Below are 21,741 nucleotides of genomic sequence, written 5' to 3' on the forward strand. Positions count from 1 at the left end.
CCCGCGGGCCAGTAGTCCCTGGACGCACCCCGCCCGCCTGTCGGGTGGGGTGACACGGAAGCGTTGCCACGCGGGGTCCACAGTCATAAGACCTGGACCCCGTGTCCGCTCCCGACCCTCGGAAAGATCCTCGCTTCCGCCGCTACCGTGGTGCCGCGTATGGGGTCTACATCGCGCTCACCACGCTCTTCTCGCTGTGGATCATCTGGAACGTGAGCCGCTCGGTGGCGGCCATGACGCCAGAGGAGTTGCCACCCGCGGCCACGACGCTCAGCTTCCAGGAGTGTCTGGCGGGTGCCCGGGCCCTGTGGGACGAGCTGGAGGCGGGGCGCGAGAAGCTGGTGCGCGTGTCGCCCGCGCGAGACACGGACCAGGAATGGATGCGCTTCCGGACCTCGTGGCTGGCGCGGATGCGCGAGCGGGAGTCCCAGTGCGATTTGAAGGCCCGCGAGCGCGCGCCGTTGCGCACCGTGTACCGCCGCCTGGAGGTGGTGCTGGACCTCTACACCACGCACGCGGTGCAGTACGCGGACGAGGTGGGCGGCACGGTGGACTCGTTCCACGCCGCCTTCCAGGCCGCCAGCGCCAGTCCGGCCGCCACGTCCCCCCGGCCGTGAGTCAGCGCACCGGCAGCAGCGCGGTGTAGCGGCCTAGCGTGTCCGTCACGGACTGGGCCAGCAGCACGGAGGAGGGGCGCCCCTCCACGTTCACTACCCGATAGAAGCGGATGGACGTGAAGGGCAGGCCCGGAGGCACGCCCGGCTCTCGCGTCGATGACAGCACCCGCCCGCGCAAGGTGCGGCCCCGCTGGAGGGCGAAGGCCGTCACGGCCTGCTCGGAGCCGTCATTGGCGGGCAGCACCGAGACGAAGCGGCTGACGCGGGGCAGGTTCTCACCCGGCACGACATCCAGCCGGTAGAGGGCGGGGTCCAACCGCAGCACGTATTCGCCGTTGGCGTCCGTGAGGGTCTCCGAGGCGAGGTTGGGCGGAAGCAGCCGGCCGGGGACGACGTCCACGGGCTCCACCACCAGCCGCACGCCCGCGGCGGGGGAGACGTTGTCGGGCTGCAGGAGCCGGCCGCGCGCCACGCGGCGGTTGACGCACACCACGTCCGGCAACACCGTGTCCTCGCGAGGCACCACGGCCGCGGCGGTGGTGAGCCCGGAGGTGGAGCCGGCGGGAGGCACCACCACCAGCTCCAGCGGGGACTCGGTGGCGCTGGGCAGGGAGCGCAGCTCGAAGCGGCCTTCCTCGTCCGTCGTCGCCACGGCGCTCTGGAAGCTCCCGCCGCCTCCCACGCGCCCCTGGATCGACACCGTGGCGGCGACGACAGGTCGGCCGTCCAGGGCCACCACGCGTCCCGACACCCGCACCGCGGCGCCGAAGTCACCCAGCTCCAGCGGGCCAGGCAAGGGGACGCTCGGGTCCACCGTGAAGGTCTGCTGGGGCAGGAGCGCGCCCGCGTCCCGCGCCGTCACGCGCAGCAGCACCGTGGAGGCACTCGCGGCCTCCGGCGGCAGCGCCAGCGCGAAGGCGCCCGTGCCGCGATTCACGGGAACGCGCTGGGAGATTGGCTTCAGCTCGGCGTCCAGGGCCTCCACCGAGAGGTCCGCGTCCAGCGGCGCGCCCCCGTGTCCGGTCAACTGCCCTTGCACAGGCACCACGGCGTCGGCGGCGGGCAACAACCACTGCATCGCGAGCGCCGTGCCCGGGAACACGGTGCCCAGGTTCGTCACGGGAGGCACCAGGGGGTCCTCGGCGAGCACCGTCACCGCGTACTGGCCGCTGGCCACCGGCAGGGTCCACTGCCCGTTGTCCGGCACCAGCGTCGCCTCGTGGTAGCGGGCCACCCCGGGGATGAGGGCGCTCGTGCCGACGGCGCGCACCACGAGCGGCTCGGAGTAGGGACGGGAGGTGGTGGTCGACGACGCGGGTGGCACCGTCGAGCGCAGCGTCGTCCCGCGCAGCGAGGCCTTGTCGAACAGCTCCAGGTTCTGCTCGGCCCGCAGGCGACCCACCGGGAAGTCCTGCGCGTACAGGCCGAGAGCGGGGTTGGGCGTCACCTCCACGACGATGTCCTGGCCCGGGTCGCCACAGCCGTCCACGAAGCACACCTCGTTGGAGGCGCAGTCCGCGTCCGAGCGGCAGACGAGCAGGGAATCCTCCGGCTCCTCTTCAAGCAGGGCACAGCCGGTGCCCCAGAGCAGCGTCAGCGCGAGGAGGAGCCGCGCGGGGCCCCCCTTCATCGGCAGTCCCCCTGCACCGTGTTCACCACCCAGGAGTAGCTGATGACGAACCCCGGGTCGATGATGGAGCCTCCGTCGGGCAGGTTCACCACCTGCGATTCGGGCTCGCGGTCCGTGAGCTCCGCGTCGCTCACCAGCGCCTCCACCAGGTGCTGGCCCGGCGTGCTCAGCTCCGCGTTCGCCGAGGCCAGGTTGATGCGCAGCGTGCCCCGGTCCGGACGGCGGGCCTCGCCGTTGTTCGTCAGGGCGATTTCCCGGTACGGCCCGCGCGGGTCCTGCGGGCTGTAGTCGATGAACCAGTGCACCTTGATGCGGTCATCCACGTCCGGGTCCTCGACGGCGACCTCGAACGTCAGCTCGCACCGGCTCCCGCCGAAGTCCTGGATGATGTGCTCCTGCGGCAACACCAGCGACTCGATGATGCGCGGCGAGCGGTTCATGAAGCGCGGAGGCTCGTCGAGCAGGGTGTCGTCCTGGGGCAACAGGCAGCCGACGAGCAGGCCCAGACTCGCGGCCAGCACGCACGTCGCCCAGCCCTGGCCGGAGCGCCTGTCCCAGACTTCTCGCCGCGTCGTCGAGTCCATCACCAGTGCGACTGGGGCCGCTTCAGAGCAGCTCCTCGCCCTCCTCGGGGGGCAGGGGCCGCCCGGTCTTCTCCGCTTCCAGCTTCTCCAGGTGGCGGAAGATGGTGCGAGGGTCCACGCCCAGGTCCTTGGCCGTCTTCGTCCGGTTGCCGTTGTTCCGCGCCAACACTTCGTTGATGTAACGCTTCTGGAATTCTTCCTTGGCCTGGAGCAGCGGCATGATGGGCTCCAGGTTCTCCGGCTTGAGGTCCAGGTCGTCGGGGCCCAGCAGCGGCTTGTCGGACAGCACCACCGCCTTCTTGATGCGGTTCTCCAACTCGCGGATGTTGCCAGGCCAGCCGTACTTCTTCATGGACACGGCGGCGGACGGGGTGAAGCCCTTGGCCCGGGAGTTGAATTCGCGCGAGTACTTGTGGAGGAAGAACTTGCCCAGCACGACGACGTCCTCGCCGCGCTCGCGCAGGGGCGGCAGCTTCAGGGTGACGACGTTGAGCCGGTAGTAGAGGTCCTCACGGAAGGTGTTCCGCTTCACCTCGTCCTCGAGCACCTTGTTGGTGGCGGCGACGACGCGGATGTCCACCGGCTCGCCGCGGTTGTCGCCCACCTTGTAGACGATCTTCTCCTGGAGCGCGCGCAGCAGCTTCACCTGGAGCTGGAGCGGCATCTCGCCAATCTCGTCCAGGAAGAGGGTGCCGCTGATGGCCGCCTGGAACTTGCCCGCCTTGGTGGCCACCGCGCCGGTGAAGGCGCCCTTCACGTGGCCGAACAGCTCGCTCTCCAGCAGGTTCTCCGGAATCGCGCCGCAGTTGATGGTGATGAAGGGGCCCTTCACGCGGGGCGAGCGGCGGTGGATCTCCCGGGCGATCAATTCCTTGCCGGTGCCCGTCTCGCCGGTGATGAGCACGGAGATGTCCGTGGGGGCAATCTTGTCGATGCGCTTGTACACGTCGCGCATGCCCTGACAGGCCCCGACGATGTCGCCATAGCGCTGGTCCTCCAGCTTCCGGCGCAGCTCCGTGACGTCGAGCTTGAGGTCGTTGACCAGCATCGCGTTCTGCAGGACGAGCGACGCCTGGGCCGCGAAGATGGTGAGCATGTCCGCGCTCTTGGGCTCGAACCGGTTCACCAGCCGGTCATTGCCCACGTAGATGACGCCGAACAGGTCCCCCTTGTGCATCAGCGGCACGCACATAACGGAGTGCACGCGCAGGTTGACGACGGACTCGCTGGCCTTGAACTCGGGCGCGTCCACCGCGTCCGCGACGATGAGGGGCCGCTGCTCCTTGACCACCTTGGCGATGATGGAGTCGGACAGCTTCTCCACCGCGTCCTCGATGTTCTCCCGGGCCACGTTGCGCGCGACCTTCACGCGCGGGTCCCCGCTCTCCATGAGGATGAGGAAGCCCTTGTCGGCGCGCGTCACCTCGATGGCCTCGTCCATCAGGCTCTCGAGGATGCGCTCCACGTCGTAGAGGGCCAGCAGCCGTTCGCTGAACGCGGTGAGCCGCCGCAGCATGGCCAGCTCTCGGCCGGGCACGCCGGGCAGCTCCGTGGTGTGCGAGTCCGCGGTTTCCGGACTGGCCACCGCGTCGCGGTGAGGCGTGAGGGCGGAGGGGGGGGGCGCGCGCGGCGCGTCCTCGCGGGCGAACGTCAGCTCGGTGCCGCCCACGCGGACCACGTCGCCGGTGGCGAGCGCGTGTGAGTCGCGCTTCTTGCCGTTGACGTGGAAGGTGGCGCCCAGGCTGCCGACTTCGTAGCGACTGCCGTCGAACGTGACGTGCAGGGCGCTGTCGGGAACGCCGGAGTCTTCGAGCGGGATGTCGTTGTCCGGGCTCCGGCCGATGCTGGTGATGCGCTTGTGCAGGGCGACCGCGCGGACCTTGCCATCAGGACTGCGGACGGTGAGGCTGGCCATAGGGCTTCACGTACCTGGAGAAAAAGGCTCAGAAGGAGAGGGTGAGTCCGGCGCCGAGTCCGCCGGAAGTAGGGTACAGCCCCAGCCGTGCGGTGGGGCGAGGCGCGGTCGCGCGCGGCGGCCGGGAGACCGAGGACTCCGAGCGGGGCGCGTTGGAAGAGGGCGGATCTCGCGTCTCCACCGAGGTGCGTACCACCTGGTCCTCGTGGTGGTACAGCGCGTCCACCACGCCCAGCGCATAGATGGTGTAGAAGCCGGCGGCGGAGGCCAGCTTGAGCAACTGCCACGTGTCCCGCTGACGCTCGCGGTTGGTGGGGATGTACCGGATGGTGATGGACGCCTTGCCATCCTCGTCGAGCACGTTGTCCAGCTCGAGGGGCCGCTCCTCGAAGAGCGACTCGTAGGCGAAGTAGGAGATGATGCTCGTCACCGCGAGCACACCTTCGGTGGCGGCGAAGACGATGCCCAGGCTGTTGCGGCCTTGCTGGAACTGGCCCGCGCCGAACGGCACGAAGTTGACCAGGAAGTTGCGCTTCTCCACCGTGCGGACGTTGACCTGACTCGCCAGCTCCTCGGCGCGGCGACGGAGGACCTCGGCTTCCATGCGCTCACGTTCGCGGCGCTCGGCCTCGGCCTTCTCGCGCTCCTGGCGCAGCCGGCGCTCCTGCCGGAGGAACTCCAGCTCATTGGTCATGTCGTCCTTGATGCTCTCCAGGAAGGTCACCGCCGGGGGCGGGACGACGAACGGGTCCAGGCTGAAATCGGGGTCCAGTCGGAGCAGGGCGCGCAGGTGACGCGAGGCCTCCTCGGTGCGTCCCAGGTTGAAGGCGGCGAGTCCGGCCAGCTTGTGCAGCTCCACCAGCTCGTCCTCGTTGAGCCCGCCACGGTCGATGCGGGCACCCGCGCGGTCCAGGACCTCGGCGTACTTGCCGTATTCGAAGCTGGCGCGCAGGGCGGCGACCTCCGGGTCTCCGGCCTCCTGCGCGAGCGAGGCGGCCGGGGTCCACAGCAGGATCCAGAGCGAGATGAACGCGAACCTTCGACTCATTCGGGACGCAGGCTCCCGTGCAGAAGGGTGGGCTCGCCGGGACGCAGGTGCACCACGCGTCGCTCCGTCTGGAAGCCCGGATGGGAGATCTCCACCGTGACGGTGTGCTGGAAGCCCGCGGGCCCGCGTGGCGAGCGAATCTCGAACGGGTGCTGGACGCTGTCGCGCGCGGTGCGCACCTGGTCGCCCACTCGCACGGTGGCCTCGGCGGGCTCGTACTCGAGCGACAGCGGCGCCGACTTGGGCTGGGCGCGCAGGTGGAAGATGTTCTCCCCGTCGGGCTGCACGTCGATGGTCTCCACCACGTCCTCGCAGTAGTCGCAGGAGATGGTGATGGCGTGTGGGCCGGGGGCCATCTCCACGTCGTGCTTCTGGAGGGCCTGGGCGCTGGGCATGCCATCGTCCACGCGAATGAGCCCGAAGGGCCGCACGAGGATGGACACCAGGATCTTCTTCGACGCGGATTTCCGGCCGGCGACACGGTCCTCGCCTGGACCTCCCGGCAGGGCGCGGGCGTCCTCCTGGGCGCCTCCGGTGGGACGTACCGCGCTCGCGCGCGCCGCGCTTCCGCCCGAGGCGGGGGCCTGCCGGGTGTCGGGACGGCCGACGAGGGACTCCATGCGGGAGGAGGTGGCTTCGGGGGTGTAGCCCGGGGGGAATCGCGACGGATCGGCGCTCCTCGTGCGAGCACCGTCGGTCGGCGCGGCGGGACGAAGGTTCGGTCGGTGAGCCGTGTCCACGGTGCCGGGGGGCTCGCGCGCGTCCGTGCCCGGGTTTCCCGCGCCGAGTGTTCCCTCGGGGCTGGAGTTTCCGACCCCGCCGTTCGCGCCATCATGACTGGTGTCGCCGGAGCCCGGGTTGACGCCCTCGCCGCCCTTGGGAGGACTGTCCGTGCCCGGCTGGAGGGCCGCCGCATCCGCGCGTGCGTGGTACGCCTTGTAGGCGCCCAGGCTCACGGCCGTGGCGGTGAGCAATCCCACCGCCAGCCGGATGCCGCGCCGCCGCCAGGTCTTCACGCGCTGCGCGCGCTGGATGCCCTTGAGCAACCCGAGCGCCCGAGCGTTCTGCGCGTCCAGCGCCAGCACGTGATTGAGGCTGCCGAGCGCCCTCGACGTGCGCTTCTCCGAGAGCAGCCGCTCCCCTCGCTCCAGCAGCCTGGCGACAATGCGCTGCCGCGCCAGCTTCCGGTACGACGGTGGATCGGCGAAGAACGACACCAGCTCCTCGCCCACCCGGGAGAAGCCCAGGCCCGCGAGGTAGTCCGCCAGCGCGTCACGCAGTTTGCTGGCGTCCGGATAGCGCTGCTGAGGATCTCTCTGGAGACAGCGCGCGCAGATGTCCGCCAGCTCGTCCGACAGGGCGGGGAGGCGGCGGCGCGGATCCTCGTAGTCACCGTCGAGGATGCGCTTGAGCGTGGCCGTGGTGTTGGGCGCGGAGAAGGGCAGCCGCCCCGTCATGGCCGCGTAGAACATGATGCCCACGCTGAAGACGTCCGCCTCGGGGCCCGCCTCCAGGCCCTCGATGATCTCCGGGGACATGTGCGCGGGCGAGCCCACGAGCGAGCCCGTCACCGTCATCCGCTCCTCGATGTCGATCAGCCGGGCGATGCCGAAGTCCATGAGCTTGAGGATGCCGTCCTCGCGCACCATGACGTTCTCGGGCTTGAGGTCGCGGTGGATGACGCCGGCCTCGTGCGCATGCGCGAGCGCCGCCGCCAGCTCGTGGATGATCATCGCCGCCAGCTCCGGCGGATCCAGCGGACCTTCGTCCAGGACCGTCTTGAGCGTCCGGCCACGGATGTACTCGGTGACGATGAACGCGTCCTGCGCGTCCGCGGCGGAGAAGTCGAACACCTCCAGGATGTTGGGGTGGTGCAGCTTCGCCACGGCGCGGGCCTCGCGGGCCAGCCGCCTGCGCGACTCGTCCTTGCCGGCCAGGTGCGGGTGCAGCACCTTCACCGCGACTTCACGGTCCAGGGCCGTGTCGAGCCCTTTGTACACGACGCTCATGCCCCCCGAGCCGAGTTGCTCGAGGATGCGATAACGACCGATATGGCGGCCGACGAGCGTCATGACATGCGGCGGTTGTGCCTGCCCCTCCCTCAGTCCCCGAAGCTGATGCCCATGCTCTTGGCGAAGCGCACCAGTTCGCCGGATGGGTCCACCCGGCGCTCCTTTCGCGACTCGCTCAGAGGTACAGCGACGAGCTGCCCGGCGCGCAGGGCCACCATGTGGTCCCACTGTCCGTCGCGCACCAGGTCCAACACCCCACAACCATAGCGCGTCGCCAGCACGCGGTCCGCCGCGCTCGGACTTCCTCCTCGCTGGAGATGCCCCAGCACATTCACCCGAATCTCCGCCTCGATGTGCTGCGCCAGCAGATCCGCGCACACCTTGCCGGAGCCGCCCAGTCGCACCACGCCTCGCCCGGGGACGTCTTCGGCCCGGTCCAGCACGGCCAGCGTGCCGCCCACGGGGAACGCGCCCTCGGAGATGGCGATGATGGAGAAGCTGCGGCGGCGGGTGGCGCGGCGGCGCAGCTTCTCCACGATGGCCTCCACCCGGTACGGAATCTCCGGGATGAGGATGACGTCGGCCCCGCCCGCGAGCCCGCTCTCCAGCGTGAGGAAGCCCGCGTGGCGACCCATGATCTCCACCAGCATCACCCGGTCGTGGGACTCGGCGGTGGAGTGCAGCCGGTCCAGCGCCTCCGTGACGATGAGGCGCGCGGTGTCGAAGCCGAACGTCTGGTCCGTCCCGCTCAAGTCATTGTCGATGGTCTTCGGACAGCCGACCACCTTGAGGCCCTTCTCGCTCAGTCGGTGGCCAATCGACAGCGTGCCGTCACCGCCCACGGCGATGACTCCGTCGAGCTTCAGCGCCTCGCAGCGCCGCAGCACCGCGTCGGACACGTCGCGCTCCACCCAGTGGCCACCTTCGCGGAAGGCATAGAGGAAGGGGTTCGCGCGGTTGGACGTGCCGAGGATGGTGCCGCCCTTGGGCAGGATTCCCCGCGTGTCCTCCTCGGTGAGGGGACGCGTGAGGTCTGGCTCCACCAGCCCCATGTAACCGTTCTCGATGCCCACGAACTCATGGCCGAACTCATGCGTGCCCCGCTTGACGAGGCCACGGATGAGCGCGTTGAGCCCGGGGCAGTCTCCGCCACCGGTGAGGACTCCGAGTCTCAGGGAACGGGCCATAGGGGTCGGACGCGGGTGTCAGAGGGAGGGTGGCCCACCATGACAGCGACGTCGGACCTGATGATAGGAGGCCCCGGAGCCGGGGTGCAACGCGCGAATCATTCGGCAGGTCGGATTTCCGAGTGGAAACGCGAGCTTCCATCAGTCCCGCTTGAGGCGGCGACGAGAAGCGACCCTGTCGAGGAGGGCTTGAAGACGGGGCTGAGGGGCCTTGGGAAGGGCCTTGTCTGTCGGTGACTGTAGGGGCATCTCCCGGGCCATCTGGAAGACCTCGAGCAGCCGTTCCTTGAAGAGTTCGTTGTCCGGACGCTCCTGGAGGGCGCGGCGATAGGCGGCGGCGGCCCCCACGTAGTCCCCGAGGGCGAACAGGCGCTCACCCTCTTGCGCGGGTGAGGAGGGACCGACCGGCAGCTCCGGCTCCTCGGGCGGGCGGGCGGCCTCCAGCTTCTGGAGTTCCAGGGGGAGCAGGGACTCGCGCACGTTGGCGAGCTTGTCGGCGAGCGAGGCGTCATCCGGGAAGGCATGGGTGAGCGTCTCGTAGAGGTCGACCGCCTCGACGAGCTCGCCACGGCGCAGGGCTCGGTCGGCGCGTGCCTCCATCTCCACCCGGGCTGCAGGAGTCATCTGGGCGCGAGGTTACCCGCGCCGCCCGGGGATGTCACAACGAAGGCATGTGAGCGGTGACTTCGCCGCGCCCGGGGGCACGGGGTATCCGTGGGTTCGTCGTTTCTCGGGGCCCATGACCTGGCCTGCGGATGTGACGCGGGGGGCCTATGCTCGCGGCGTGAATCTCGCGTGGGCGGCTGGAGGCTGGTTGCTGCTGTCGGGCGCGCTCGGCTCCGAGCTGCGTCGAGACGGCTACGTGCTGCGGCCGCCGGAGCGCTTCCACATGGTGCGGTGGGAGCCTTACGTGGGCTCGGTGGCGGGAGCGGTGTCGCTCGACGCGGAGGCGACGCGGAGCCTGTCGGCGGCGCTGGCGGATGGGGAGGGGCCCGAGGCGGCGACGATGCTGGTCTCGGTGGTGGAGCGGAGTTTCTCCGCCACTCCTTCGGAGCGGGATGACTTCGCGTCGGCGGTGATGCAGCACTTCCAGCGGGAGCTGGGGGTGACGCTGTCTCCGGAGCGCGTGGACCGGGTGGGTGGAATCGTTCCGCGAGTGGAGGTGCTGGGCACGCTGCGCGAGGCGGGACAGGTTCGCACGGTGCTGGTGGCGGGGCTCGCGTCCGAGGGCCGGCACGCGGTGGTGGTGGTGAGCGCGCCGGCGGTGCGCTGGGAGTCGCTGGCGCCGGGGGTGCGCGCGTCGCTGGATACGTTCCGGTTGGAGGCGACGACCGCGCCGGGCGTGGTGCCGCGCCGGGTGCTGGGGGCGCTCGCGGGAGCACTGGCCGGGGCGCTGGTGGCGTCGTACGCGGCGTGGCGCCGGATGCGGGCGGGGCAGGGTACTTCCGAGGCGTGACGACGCCCCGAGCGCCTGTCGCGAGGTCGGCAATCGGGGACGGGCACCGGATTCCCTAAACCTCGCGGACCCCCGCGAGCCACCTTCGGCGGGGCGGAACCTATCCGCTGGCAGCCACGCCGCCAACAGGGCAGGTGGGTCGGCGAGCGCACGCGGGCCTCACGCTCCGGGCCGTGCGCGACTCGGTGCCCAGGCGCTCGGTGCTGGGATAGCGTGCGCGGCATCCATGTTCGTCCTCCTTCTCGTCGCCGTGCTTGGGCAGGCGCCGTCGGTCGCTCCCTCGGAACCGGGCGTGCAGGCCCCCGCTCGAAGCGAACCCGACTCCGCGCCTGCTCCCGCGCCCGAGTCCCCTCCGGCCGTGCTGCCTCCGGCCACCCACGAGCTGTTCCAGCGCATCCAGAACCGCGTCGCCCAGGTGCGCATCATCGAGCGGCGCTCGGGCACGCGCTCGTCCATCGGCTCGGCCTTCTTCGTCTCCGCCAGCGGGCACGCCATCACCAACTATCACGTGGTCTCCGACGTGGTGCTCCACCCGGAGGACTACACCGCGGAGCTCGTCCTGCGCAGCGGCGGCGAGCCCGTGCCGGCGCGCCTGGTGGACGTGGACGTCGTCCATGACCTGGCCGTCATCCGGATGGATGACGTCGTGAAGGACTTCTTCGCGCTGGAGGACCGCGAGCCGCAGCAGGGCACGCGCCTGTTCGCCATGGGCAATCCCCATGACCTGGGAACCACCATCGTCGAGGGCACCTACAACGGCTTCATCCAGGACTCGCTCTATGAGCGCATCCACTTCAGCGGCGCCATCAATCCGGGCATGAGCGGCGGGCCCACGCTCACCGGACAGGGGCGCGTGGTGGGCGTCAACGTCGCCACCATGGGAAACCAGCTCGGCTTCCTGGTGCCGGTGAAGCACGCGAGCGCGCTGCTTGCGCGCGCGCTGGAGGCGAAGCCGGACGAGGCCCGCACGCTCGTGGACACGGTGCGCGCGCAGCTCGTCGACAACCAGCAGCGCCTCACCGAGCAGCTGATGGCGGCCCCGGTGCCGAAGCAGAAGCTGGGCAGCTACCAGGTCCCCGGCCGGTGGATTCCCTTCCTCAAGTGCTGGGGCGACACGCCACATGACCCGGAGGTGCCCTACACGGTGACGAACTACCAGTGCTCCTCGGAGGAGGACATCTACCTGTCCTCGCATCACCGCACGGGCGTGGTGGCCTTCCTGCACCAGCAGGCCTCCAGCCAGAAGCTGGGCGCGCTGCGCTTCTCCTCGCTCTACAGCGCGCTGTACGCGCAGGACCCGGACACGGTGGAGGCCTCGCGCGAGGACGTCACCAACTTCCGCTGCACCACGGAGTTCGTGGACGTGGAGGGCCTGCCCGTCCGCGCCGCGCTGTGCCTGCGCGCCTACAAGCGCTTCCCGGGCCTCTATGACCTGGTGCTGCGCGCCGCCGCGCTCAACGCCAGCACCAGCGGCGTCGACACCAGCCTCACGCTGGGCGGCTTCACGGCGGACAACGCGCGCAAGCTGGCGCGCCGCTACCTGGAGGGGCTGTCGTGGACGAAATGATCTTCCTGGAGGTGCTGGAAGGGGATTCCGTCCACGAGCGCCACCGCCTGGAGCGCTTCCCCGCGACGATTGGCCGGGCGTACTCGAACGACGTCATCCTCGATGACCCCAAGGTCTCCCCCGAACACCTGCGCATCGAGCGGCGCGAGGACGGCGCGCTCGTGGTGCGGGATGTGGGCAGCCACAACGGCACCTGGCGCGTGGAGCCCTGGGCACCGCTCGCCGAACTGGAGCTGGCGCCCGATACGCGCGTGGCCGTGGGTGACACGGTGCTGCGCTTCCGGCGCAGGGACCACGCCGTGCCCGGCACCGTCATCACCTCGGCCGTCGCCCCCCGGGAGCGCGTGTTCGAGCACGCCCGCGCGTTCCCCATCGCGATGCTGGCCCTGATCTTCGTCAGCTCGCTCGAGACGCACCTGGGCAACTACGGCCGCACGGATTGGGGCGAGCTGACGGTGGCCGTGGTGACGCCGCTCACGCTGACGTTGCTGTGGGCGGGGGGATGGGCCGTCGCCAGTCGCATCTCCCGCCGCCGGTTCCACTACCGCACGCATGCCACCATCGGCAGCCTGGTGCTGCTGGGGGCCGTGGCGCTGCCACCGCTCGTGTCGGCGCTGGGCTTCAGCCTGGGGCTGGGTTCGGGCCTGTCCTGGCTGCACCACGCGACGTTCCTCTCGCTCATGGGCTGGGGCCTCTTCTGGCACCTGCGCTACGTGGCACGGTGGGAGCCCGCGAGATTGGTTCGAGTGCTCGTCGTGGTGACGCTCTCCTTCGGCGCCCTGTCCCGCGCGAACGACCTTCTGGGCAACGAGCCCTTCAGCACGTCGCTGGACTTCCCGCGCACGCTGCTGCCGCCGGCCTTCCGCATGACCCGCGCCCAGCCCGTGGAGTCCTTCTTCGAGGAGATGGAGGGGCTCCAGCAGCAGGTGGACGCGCTCGCGAAGGAGGAATAGCCGCGAGGGCCCGACGACGTCACGGGTGGGATGGTGATGTCAGACCTGGAAGGTAGAAGCCTTCCTCGCGCGCGAGCACCCTCCACGGGTGGCTCGCGGCGTGTGTCGCTGAGCGACCAGGAGGTCCAGGTGCGGGTGAGCGTGGCGCCGGAGCTGGCATCGTTTCGGGAAGTGGCGCGGGGGCTGTTGGCGCGGTGTCTGCCCCCGGAGCGGGTGTCTTTCGAGGAAGCGCCGGGCCCGTGGAATGGACGGGTGGATGCGCTCTTGAGCGGCATGGGCACCGGCGCGCTGCCGGTGGTGCCCCGGGACTTCCTGGGGCTGGCGGAGAAGGTGGTGTGTCACCGGGAGCCGGAGCGCTGGGCGCTGCTGTACCGCGTGCTCTGGCGGCTGACCCACGGGGAGCGGTGGCTGCTGGAGCGGGAGGTGGACCGGGACGTCCAGCGGCTGCGGCGGATGGAGCGCGCGGTGCGGCGGGACGTGCGCAACCTCGTGATTCGCGTCCGCTTCCGGCGGGGAGCGTCCGACGGCGCGGAGCGGTATGTCGCATGGTACCGGCCGGAGCACCTCGTCGTCAGGCTGGCGGCGCCCTTTCTCGTGGGGCGCTTTCCCACGCTGCGCTGGAGCCTCTTCACCCCGGACGCCAGCGCCCACTGGGACCTGGCGCGCCTGAGCTACGGCGCGGGACTGGCGTGGGAAGCGCCGCCGCAAGCCCCGGCGCGGAGCACGGCCGCGCGCAGGTCGCGGACACCGTCAGAGGGGACTCCGGTGATGATGGTGGGGGACGTGCCCGACACGCGGGAGGACGGTGACGTGCCGTGCTTCGTGGGGCCGGCGGGGCGGTTGTTGGAGGTGGTGCTCTCCCGGGCGGGGCTGAAGCCCACGGACCTCCATGTCTCGCGGGGACCTCCGCCGGATGGGGACGCGGAGGCCGCGGGCTGGCGGGAGGCGCAGGCCTTCCGGGAAGCGCTGGCGTCGGAGGTGGCCTCGGTGCGCCCGTTGTTGATGCTCGCGCTGGGCAGCACGGCGGGCCAGGCGGTGCTGGGGCCGGGGTTTCGCCTCAACCTCAACCGGGGACAATTCGTCCAGACGCCCTGGGCACGCGGCGCCATGGCCACCTTCGCGCCCGCGGACGTGTTGCGCCGGGCGGACCCTCGCGAGCGCGCGGAGCTGCGCATCCACTTCGAGGCGGACCTTCGCTCGGCGGCGCAGTGGCTGCGCCACGCCGGTCGGCGCGGGTAACGTCTGGACGCGGCCGCCATATCGTTCCCCACGGGGATGGTTGCTCCGTGGTTTGCCGGCTGGGGCGGGTCGCCGCGAGGGGCGTAATCTCGGAGGACGCAAAGCCCACGACAAGGGGACCTTCGATGCGCCGCTCCTCACTGACCCTGTTGCTGCTCCTTTCCGCCGCGTGCGCCCGCTCGCCCCTGGTCCGCCAGGGCCCCCCCGTCATCGTCGCCACGCCGGCGCTCGCGCAGCAGTCTGGCTTCGCGCCCTGGGCCATCTCCATGCCCTTCGGACACGCGCAGGACGGCAGCACGCTGGTGCTTCGGTTCCTGGAGCGCGCGGAGACGTCGGGCGCGCGTTACGTCAGCAACGTCCAGGTGGTGTTCATGGCGGACGACGGGGGCACGGAGCTGGAGTGCCGCACGCACCTGATGCCCGAGGGCCCCGTGCCGCCATGGAAGGCCCTGGTCCGCACCGCCATGGCCGCGGGGGAATACGCGCCGCTGCGGGTCATCCGCCGCCCCATCCCGTACACGATGACGCAGTGCCGGGAGCATTGGGTGTCCACCACGGTGACGGAGGCCACCCGGTCCGGTCCCAGCTCCGCTCGGGGCGCGGCCGTGTTGATGACCACGACCTCCCTGACGTCGCGTCCCGAGATTCGCTGCGAGCCCGTGACGGCGACGCGCATCCTCTCCCGGTATGCGTTCGAGGACGCCGTCGACTACGTGCCCCCGCGCATCGAGCGGCTCATGGAGTCCCGCCCGGAGCTGAAGCTCCTGGAGACCGAGGCCGAGTGTCTGCCGAGAGACCCGCTGGCTCCCCGCACCAACCGCATCGAAGCGCTGGCCTATGGCGGCTCTGGCCCGCGAGCCGCCTTCCTGGATGTCCCTCCGGTCGCGCCCGCGCGTGCGCCGAAGCCCGCTCCCACCCAGGTCGACCTCTGACGTCGACCCGGTACCGTACCGCCGCGCGGCTCACATGCCGCGCAGCGCGTGGGGCTGGTAGGGCGCCTCCAGGGCCTGGAGCTCCTCGGGCTGGAGCTTGAGGTCCACCGAGCGCATGGCGTCCTCCAGGTGCTCCAGCTTCGTGGCGCCGATGATGGGCGCCGTCACCACGGGACGCGACAGCAGCCACGCCATGGCCACCTGGGCCGGAGGCACGTTGCGCGCCTCGGCCACCCGCCGCGTGGCCTCCACCACGTCCCAGTCTCCCGCCTGGTCATACAGCACCGGCGCGTACGCATCCGTCTTCGCGCGCGGCGTGGCGTCCCGGTCTCCCAGCGACTTGCGCGTCCCCGCGAGCAACCCGCGCGCGAGCGGAGACCAGGGGAGCACGCCAATGCCCTCCGCCTCGCACAGCGGCAGCATCTCCCGCTCCTCCTCGCGATAGACGAGGTTGTAGTGGTCCTGCATGGACACGAAGCGGGACCAACTGTTCACGTCCGCCACGCCCAGGGCCCGCGCGAACTGCCACGCATACGTGGACGACGCGCCCAGGTAGCGCACCTTGCCCTGGCGGACGAGCTGATCCAACGCGGACAGCGTCTCCTCCACCGGCGTGTGCGGGTCCATCCGGTGGATCTGGTAGAGGTCGATGGTCTCCATGCCCAGCCGCTTCAGGCTGGCCTCGCACGCCTGAACGATGTGCTTGCGGGACAGGCCGCGCATGTTGGGGCCATCGCCCATGGGGAAGTACACCTTGGTGGCGACCACCACCTCCTCCATGCGCGCGTAGCGTCGCAGCGCACGGCCCGTCACTTCTTCGCTGACACCCAGTGAGTACATGTCCGCGGTGTCGAAGAAGTTGATGCCCATCTCCACCGCGCGGCGGAAGAACGGCTGCGAGGCTTCCTCGTTGAGGACCCACGGGCGCCATGAGGGGGTGCCGTAGCTCATGCAGCCCAGGCACAGGCGTGAGACGCGCAGGCCGGTGCGGCCCAGTTGCGTGTACTTCATGGGGAGCTCCTCTCGTCGGGTGTCGACGCGGCACATCGCCACGAACGTTCGTGAATATGCAACCGGTCAACACCGATGTGCTGGGTCATTCGTGATGACACGACTTTTCTGGATGCCGAGAATCCATTAAAAGTAGGGGGAATCCAGGGGGCGTCGGTCGGTGCAGCAAGGTCAACGCCCCCGGGTTCACGGGACGCGTGTGTGCCGGGCTGAAACGGCTTCCGTCCTCCTGAAAATCCCCCCGGGACACTCGACATGCACTTGCCGACTCGCGCTGCCCCCGCCTCCGCGTTCGTTCGTCCCGAGAACGCTACCCTCGTCGACGTGTGCCGTGCCCGGGCGGTGTCTCAGCCCACCGACTCCATCTTCACGTTTGTCGACGAAGAGGGGGAGCACACCGTCACCTATGCTGAACTGGATGCGCAGGTGCGCGCGGTGGCGGCGCGGCTCCAGCAGGAGATGGCGCCAGGAGACCGGGCGCTGCTCATGTACTCGCCAGGGCGCGAGTACGTGGTGGGCTTCCTCGCGTGTCTGTATGCGGGCGTGGTGGCGGTGCCCGCATATCCGCCGGATGTGATGCGACTGGGTCGCACGCTGCCCCGGCTCCAGGCGCTGGTGGCGGACTGCGGCGCGCGTGTGGCGCTCACCACGTCCGGAATCTCGGAGCTGGTGGGGCCGCTCACCGAAGGACTGGATGACCTGCGGGCACTGCGCTGGTTGTCGACGGACACGGTGCCTCTCGGTGAGGCCGCGTCGTGGCGCGATGTGGGCGTGCGCGAAGACACGGTGGCGTTCCTCCAGTACACGTCGGGCTCCACCGGCTCGCCACGCGGCGTGGTGCTGGCGCACCGCCAGTTGATGCACAACTGCGAGCTCATCTCCCGAGGGTTCGACGCGAAGCCGGATCCGAGGTTCGTCTCGTGGCTCCCGCCGTACCACGACATGGGGCTGATTGGCGGCATCGTCCATCCGCTGTTCCGGGACATGCATGCGTCGCTGATGGCGCCCTTGTTCTTCCTCCAGCGGCCCATGCGGTGGCTGGAGATCATCTCGCGCCACGGCGGCACGGTGAGTGGAGGGCCCAACTTCGCGTTCGACTTGTGCGTGCGCAAGAGCACGCCGGAGGAGCGGGCCGCGCTGGACCTCAGTCGCTGGGAGGTGGCGTTCTGTGGCGCGGAGCCGGTGCGCGCGGAGACGATGGACCGTTTCGCGGAGGCCTTCGCGCCCGCGGGCTTTCGCCGCCATGCGCTCTATCCCTGTTACGGCCTGGCGGAGGGGACGCTCATCGTCACGGGCCGCCAGCGCGTCGCGGAGCGTCCGATGGAGTTGGTGGTGAAGAGCTTCTCGCGCGAGGGCCTGGAGCGGGGCGAGGCGCGAGCACCGGAGCACTCCGACGCCGGAGCAGTCCTCGTCGGCAGCGGCGAGGTGCTGGGCGCGCAGGAGCTGCGCGTGGTGGACCCCCAGACGCGCGAGCCGAAGGCCCCGGGCCAGGTGGGCGAGCTGTGGGTGCGCGGGCCCAGCATCGCGGAGGGTTACTGGCAGCGCCCCGAGGAGACGGAGCGTGACTTCCGAGGCCGCCTCGCGGGGACGGGCGAGGGGCCCTTCCTGCGCACGGGAGACCTGGGCATCGTCGAGGGCGGCGAGGTCTTCGTCACGGGCCGCTTGAAGGACGTGCTCATCCTGCGCGGGCGCAACCTCTACCCGCAGGACCTGGAGCTGACGGTGGAGCGCGGCCACCCGGCCCTGCGCCCGGGATGTGGCGTCGCGTTCTCGGTGGAGGCGGAAGGGGAGGAGCGGCTCGTCATCGTCCAGGAGGTCTCCGGGAAGGCGGCCGAAGGGGGCATCATCGACGAGGCGCTCGCGCGCATCCGCGCCACGCTCGTCGAGGAGCACGGCGTGGCCGCGCACGCGGTGGTGCTCATCACGTCGGGCAGCCTGCCCAAGACGTCCAGCGGCAAGGTGCAGCGGCGCGTGACGAAGCAGGCGTTCCTCACCGACGGCCTGGAGGTCGTGAAGGAGTGGCGGGAGAGCCGCGCGGACGTGCTCGCGCGGGACGAGGTGGCGAGCGCGTCCGAGGCGCTGACTTCGGGAGACGTGTTCTCGTGGCTCGCGAGCGAGGTGGCGCACCGGCTGGGTGTCGCCGCGAGCTCGCTGGATGCCGATGCGCCGCTCACGCAGTACGGCCTGGACTCGCTGCGCGGGCTGGATGTGACGCACGCGGTGCAACAGACGTGGCGCGTGTCGCTGCCCCCGACGTTGTTGCTGCAAGGGCCGAGTCTGCGTGACGTGACGGCGTGGGTAGAGCGCTCGAGGAACTCGGTGGCGGAGTCGTCCACTCCCGCCGTGTCGGAGGACGCGACGCCGCATGTCTCGGACGGTCAGCGCGCGCTCTGGTTCCTCCAGCGCATGGCGCCAGGAAGCACCGCGTACCACATCGCGCGCGCGATGCGCCTCGCTCCGGACGTGGACCTCGGGGTTCTGGAGCGCGCGTTCTCGGTGCTCATCTCCCGCCATCCTGCCCTCGCGTGCGCCTTCCCCGAGGAGCGCGGCGAGCCCGTGCTGCGTCCCGCCGCCGCGCCCGTGCTGGAGCGCGAGTCAGCCGGAGGGTGGACGGAGGGGGCCTTGCGCGAGCGGTTGGAGGTGGAGACCCACCGTCCCTTCGACCTGGAGCGCGGGCCCATGATGCGCATGCGCGTCTTCACCGACGTCGCGGGTGGACCGGTGCTGCTGCTCGTGTTCCACCACCTCATCACCGACTTCTGGTCGTTGGAGGTGATGGCCGAGGAACTGGGCCTCCTCTACACGTCCGGTCTCCAAGGCGTGGCTCCGACGCTGCCGCCACCTCCGGCTCGCGTCGCGCCCATCCTCCGCGCGCAGGAGGCGCTGTATTCCGGTTCACGAGGCGACGGGCTCCAGGCGTGGTGGCGTGAGCAACTGAGCGGAGAGCTGCCGGTGTTGGAGTTGCCCACTTCGCGTCCACGGCCTCGGCTCCAGTCCTTCCGAGGCGCGGCTGTGACTTTCCGAGTGGAGGCGGAGACCGCCTCTCGCCTGGTGTCGCTGGCGAGCGCGCGCGGTGCCACGCCCTTCATGGTGCTCCTGTCCGGCTACCTCGCCTTCCTGCGCCGCTACACGGGACATGAAGACCTCCTGGTGGGGACGCCGACGGCCGGCCGGGCACGCGCGGATCTGGCTCGACAGGTGGGCTACTTCGTCAACCCCGTGGCCCTGCGCGCCACCGTGACGAAAGGGCTGTCGTTCTCCGCGCTGCTGGCGGAGGTGCGCGGCACGGTGCTGTCCGCGCTGGAGCGGCAGGAGCTGCCCTTCGCACGGCTTGTCGAGCGGCTCCAGCCTCGGAGGGATGCGTCGCGCGCGCCCGTCTTCCAGACGATGTTCGTGCTGCACTCCGGGCGTCCGGGCCGTGAAGCCCTCGCGCCCTTCGCGCTCGGAGGCGAGGGGGCGCGGGTCCGGTTGGGTGCGCTGGAGCTGGAGTCCGTACCGCTGCGCAATCAGGCCTCGGCCTTCGACCTGACGTTGTCGATGGCGGAGTCGCGAGGTGGCTTCGCGGCCAGCCTGGAGTACTGCACGGACCTCTTCGATGCCGAAGTCGTGGAGCGCATGGCCCGTCATCTGGGCGCGCTGTTGGACGCGGCGTCGCGGACTCCCGACGTGCCGGTGCTCGACCTGCCGGTGCTGGATGAGGAGGAGCGGGGCGCGGCGCTGGCCACCGGCCGAAGGCGCGCGATGTCCGAAACCACTCCGGTGATTGGACTGCATGAGGCCTTCGAGTCCTGGGTGGCGAAGACACCGGAGGCCGTGGCCCTGGTCGCGGGCACGTCGCGGTGGACCTATCGCGAGGTGAATGACTGGTCGGACCGTGTCGCCGCGAGGCTGCGCTGTCAGGGCGTCGGTCCGGAGTGCCGTGTCGGTGTTCAGATGGAGCGCGGGGGCCCCGAGGCGCTCATCGCGTTCCTCGCGGTGTTGAAGGCCGGTGGAACGGTGGTGCCGTTCGACGCGGGCTACCCGTCGGAGCGAGTCGCGTGGATGTTGAGCGACGCCGGGGCGCGCTGGTTGCTCGTCCACGAGCGGCTCGCACGGCGGCTGACCCTGCCCGAAGCCGTGATGACGCTGCTCTGGGAGGAGCACGGAGCCCGGGACACACGTGACGGGGAGTCGCCGTTCGAAGCACGACCGCTGCCCTCGTCGGACTGCACGGCGTACATCATCTACACCTCCGGAAGCACCGGCCGTCCGAAGGGCGTGATGATCTCTCACTGGAGCGCCCTGCAGTTGGTCGAGACGATTCGACAGGGCTTCGCGTTGGCCCCCGGAGCACGAGTACTCCAGTTCGCCTCACCGGCCTTCGACGTCTCCGTCTGGGAATACATCCAGGGCCTGATGACGGGTGCGACGCTGGTCCTGCCTCCTCCTGGCGAAGTGCTCGCGGGTGAGGCGTTGCACCGGGTGCTGCGAGAAGAACGCATCACCCTCGTGACGCTCCCTCCCTCCGCCTGCACGTTGCTGCCGGAGACACCGCTTCCCGACCTGAAGACGCTCGTCTCCGCGGGCGAGCACTGTCCGGAAGACCTGGTGACCCGCTTCGCTCCGGGGCGGGTGATGCTGAACGCCTATGGGCCTACCGAAGTCACTGTCTGCTCGGCGTGGTCCACGTGCGTGGTCGGAACCGGGGCGCCGGACATCGGCCCGCCCTTGCCGCATGTCGATGCCTACGTGCTCGACGAGGCCCTGCGGCCCGTTCCTCCTGGGGTGACGGGGGAGCTGTTCCTGGGAGGACCGGCCGTCGCACGCGGCTACGAAGGGCGCCCGGACCTGACGGCGGAGCGCTTCGTCCCGGACCCGTATGGTCCACGGCCCGGGGCGCGCCTGTATCGCACCGGGGACCTGGCGCGCTGGCGTCCCTCTGGCCACATCGACTTGCTGGGCCGGGTGGATGCACAGGTGAAGCTGCGCGGGTTCCGCATCGAGCCGGGCGAGGTGGAGGTGGCCCTGCGCGAGCTGGCGGGAATGCGGCAGGCCCATGTCCGTGTGTGGCGCCCGCCGGCGGGAGGAGAGCCTCGGCTGGTCGCATACGTGGTGCCCCCGGAAGGCGGGATGCCGACGCCGGGAGAGGTTCGAGCGAGCCTTCGCGCGCGCCTGCCCGAACACCTGATTCCCGCGGACCTCGTCACCCTGGAGGCACTGCCGTTGTTGTCCAGCGGCAAGGTGGACACGCGGGCCCTGCCGGCTCCGACGCGAGCGGCGCCCTCGGAAGGTGCTCCGCGCACACCCTTGGAGCAGACGTTGGTCCAGGCATGGGCTGAGACGCTTGGGTATCCGACGGTGAGCGTCCACGCCCACTTCTTCGATGACCTGGGCGGCAGCTCGCTGTCGGCGGTGCGCGCGTGCGCGCGGCTGCGCGAGGTGCTCGGGCGGGATGTTCCCGTCACCCATTTCTTCGAGCATCCCACCGTCCATGCGCTGGCGCGGAGGCTGTCCTCCGAGTCGGAGCCTGGGACGCAGACGGTAAAGCATCAGGAGCGTGCGGAGGCCCGTCGTCAGGCCCTCCAGCGTCGCGGCGGAAGGAATACCTGAG

15 protein-coding genes are annotated in these 21,741 nt (G+C 70.4%); 7 read left to right on the forward strand and 8 right to left on the reverse strand.

Translation table 11 applies throughout. The features are described 5' to 3' along the window. Window positions 1-101 precede the first annotated feature (101 nt). Window positions 102-617, forward strand: a complete 516-nt coding sequence (locus HR086_RS11450; RefSeq protein ID WP_174456598.1) for a hypothetical protein — start codon at window positions 102-104, stop codon at window positions 615-617. 1 nt (window position 618) lies between these two features. Here the strand turns inward: HR086_RS11450 and HR086_RS11455 are convergent, their stop codons facing one another. The 7 genes from HR086_RS11455 to HR086_RS11485 all read right to left on the reverse strand — a co-directional run bounded on the left by HR086_RS11455 (window position 619) and on the right by HR086_RS11485 (window position 9,617). After that, complete coding sequence (locus HR086_RS11455; RefSeq protein ID WP_174465617.1) at window positions 619-2,247, reverse strand: carboxypeptidase-like regulatory domain-containing protein; 1,629 nt, start codon at window positions 2,245-2,247, stop codon at window positions 619-621. Further along, window positions 2,244-2,834 carry a hypothetical protein gene (locus HR086_RS11460; protein ID WP_141647954.1) on the reverse strand — a complete coding sequence of 197 codons (591 nt, stop codon included), beginning with the start codon at window positions 2,832-2,834 and terminating at the stop codon, window positions 2,244-2,246. Before HR086_RS11460 ends, HR086_RS11455 begins: the two co-directional genes overlap by 4 nt. A gap of 19 nt (window positions 2,835-2,853) precedes the next feature. Next, a complete protein-coding gene (locus tag HR086_RS11465; protein ID WP_174463650.1) occupies window positions 2,854-4,746 on the reverse strand; it encodes a sigma 54-interacting transcriptional regulator in 1,893 nt (630 codons plus the stop codon). Window positions 4,747-4,774: 28 nt separating this feature from the next. Beyond that, the gene (locus HR086_RS11470) at window positions 4,775-5,794 is read right to left on the reverse strand and encodes a hypothetical protein (protein WP_174456595.1); all 1,020 of its coding nucleotides are present in this window, start codon (window positions 5,792-5,794) and stop codon (window positions 4,775-4,777) included. Then, window positions 5,791-7,866, reverse strand: coding sequence for a serine/threonine-protein kinase (locus tag HR086_RS11475; RefSeq protein WP_174465618.1), 2,076 nt, complete (start codon window positions 7,864-7,866; stop codon window positions 5,791-5,793). Before HR086_RS11475 ends, HR086_RS11470 begins: the two co-directional genes overlap by 4 nt. A 29-nt stretch (window positions 7,867-7,895) precedes the next feature. Next, window positions 7,896-8,993, reverse strand: coding sequence for a 6-phosphofructokinase (locus tag HR086_RS11480; RefSeq protein WP_174465619.1), 1,098 nt, complete (start codon window positions 8,991-8,993; stop codon window positions 7,896-7,898). 141 nt (window positions 8,994-9,134) lie between these two features. Beyond that, entirely contained in the window at window positions 9,135-9,617 is a 483-nt protein-coding gene (locus HR086_RS11485) for a hypothetical protein (protein ID WP_141646068.1), read from the reverse strand. A 115-nt stretch (window positions 9,618-9,732) separates the two neighbouring features. On the opposite strand from HR086_RS11485, the gene HR086_RS11490 reads away from it, so the two are divergent. From HR086_RS11490 to HR086_RS11510, 5 genes are all read left to right on the forward strand, one after another. Further along, window positions 9,733-10,449 (forward strand): hypothetical protein, encoded by a 717-nt coding sequence (locus tag HR086_RS11490; protein ID WP_254626288.1) that lies wholly within the window; start codon window positions 9,733-9,735, stop codon window positions 10,447-10,449. Window positions 10,450-10,675: 226 nt separating this feature from the next. Beyond that, window positions 10,676-12,016 (forward strand): S1C family serine protease, encoded by a 1,341-nt coding sequence (locus HR086_RS11495; protein ID WP_174456592.1) that lies wholly within the window; start codon window positions 10,676-10,678, stop codon window positions 12,014-12,016. After that, window positions 12,004-12,969 (forward strand): FHA domain-containing protein, encoded by a 966-nt coding sequence (locus tag HR086_RS11500; protein ID WP_141646070.1) that lies wholly within the window; start codon window positions 12,004-12,006, stop codon window positions 12,967-12,969. The genes HR086_RS11495 and HR086_RS11500 overlap by 13 nt, the downstream gene beginning before the upstream one ends. A 36-nt stretch (window positions 12,970-13,005) precedes the next feature. Then, the gene (locus tag HR086_RS11505; protein WP_217441762.1) at window positions 13,006-14,208 is read left to right on the forward strand and encodes a DUF4130 domain-containing protein; all 1,203 of its coding nucleotides are present in this window, start codon (window positions 13,006-13,008) and stop codon (window positions 14,206-14,208) included. Between the two features lie 125 nt (window positions 14,209-14,333). Next, complete coding sequence (locus tag HR086_RS11510; RefSeq protein ID WP_174456591.1) at window positions 14,334-15,140, forward strand: hypothetical protein; 807 nt, start codon at window positions 14,334-14,336, stop codon at window positions 15,138-15,140. A 30-nt stretch (window positions 15,141-15,170) separates the two neighbouring features. On the opposite strand, the gene HR086_RS11515 is transcribed toward HR086_RS11510, so the two are convergent. Beyond that, window positions 15,171-16,151 (reverse strand): aldo/keto reductase, encoded by a 981-nt coding sequence (locus tag HR086_RS11515; protein WP_141646072.1) that lies wholly within the window; start codon window positions 16,149-16,151, stop codon window positions 15,171-15,173. A gap of 255 nt (window positions 16,152-16,406) precedes the next feature. Here HR086_RS11515 and HR086_RS11520 point away from each other — a divergent pair, with 255 nt between their 5' ends. Next, on the forward strand, window positions 16,407-21,740 hold the full coding sequence (locus HR086_RS11520) for a non-ribosomal peptide synthetase (protein WP_174465620.1): 5,334 nt from the start codon (window positions 16,407-16,409) through the stop codon (window positions 21,738-21,740). The last annotated feature ends 1 nt before the right edge of the window (window position 21,741 follow it).

The sequence above is a fragment of the Myxococcus sp. CA039A genome (assembly GCF_013336645.1).
GTDB classification, from domain to species: Bacteria; Myxococcota; Myxococcia; order Myxococcales; family Myxococcaceae; genus Myxococcus; species Myxococcus llanfairpwllgwyngyllgogerychwyrndrobwllllantysiliogogogochensis.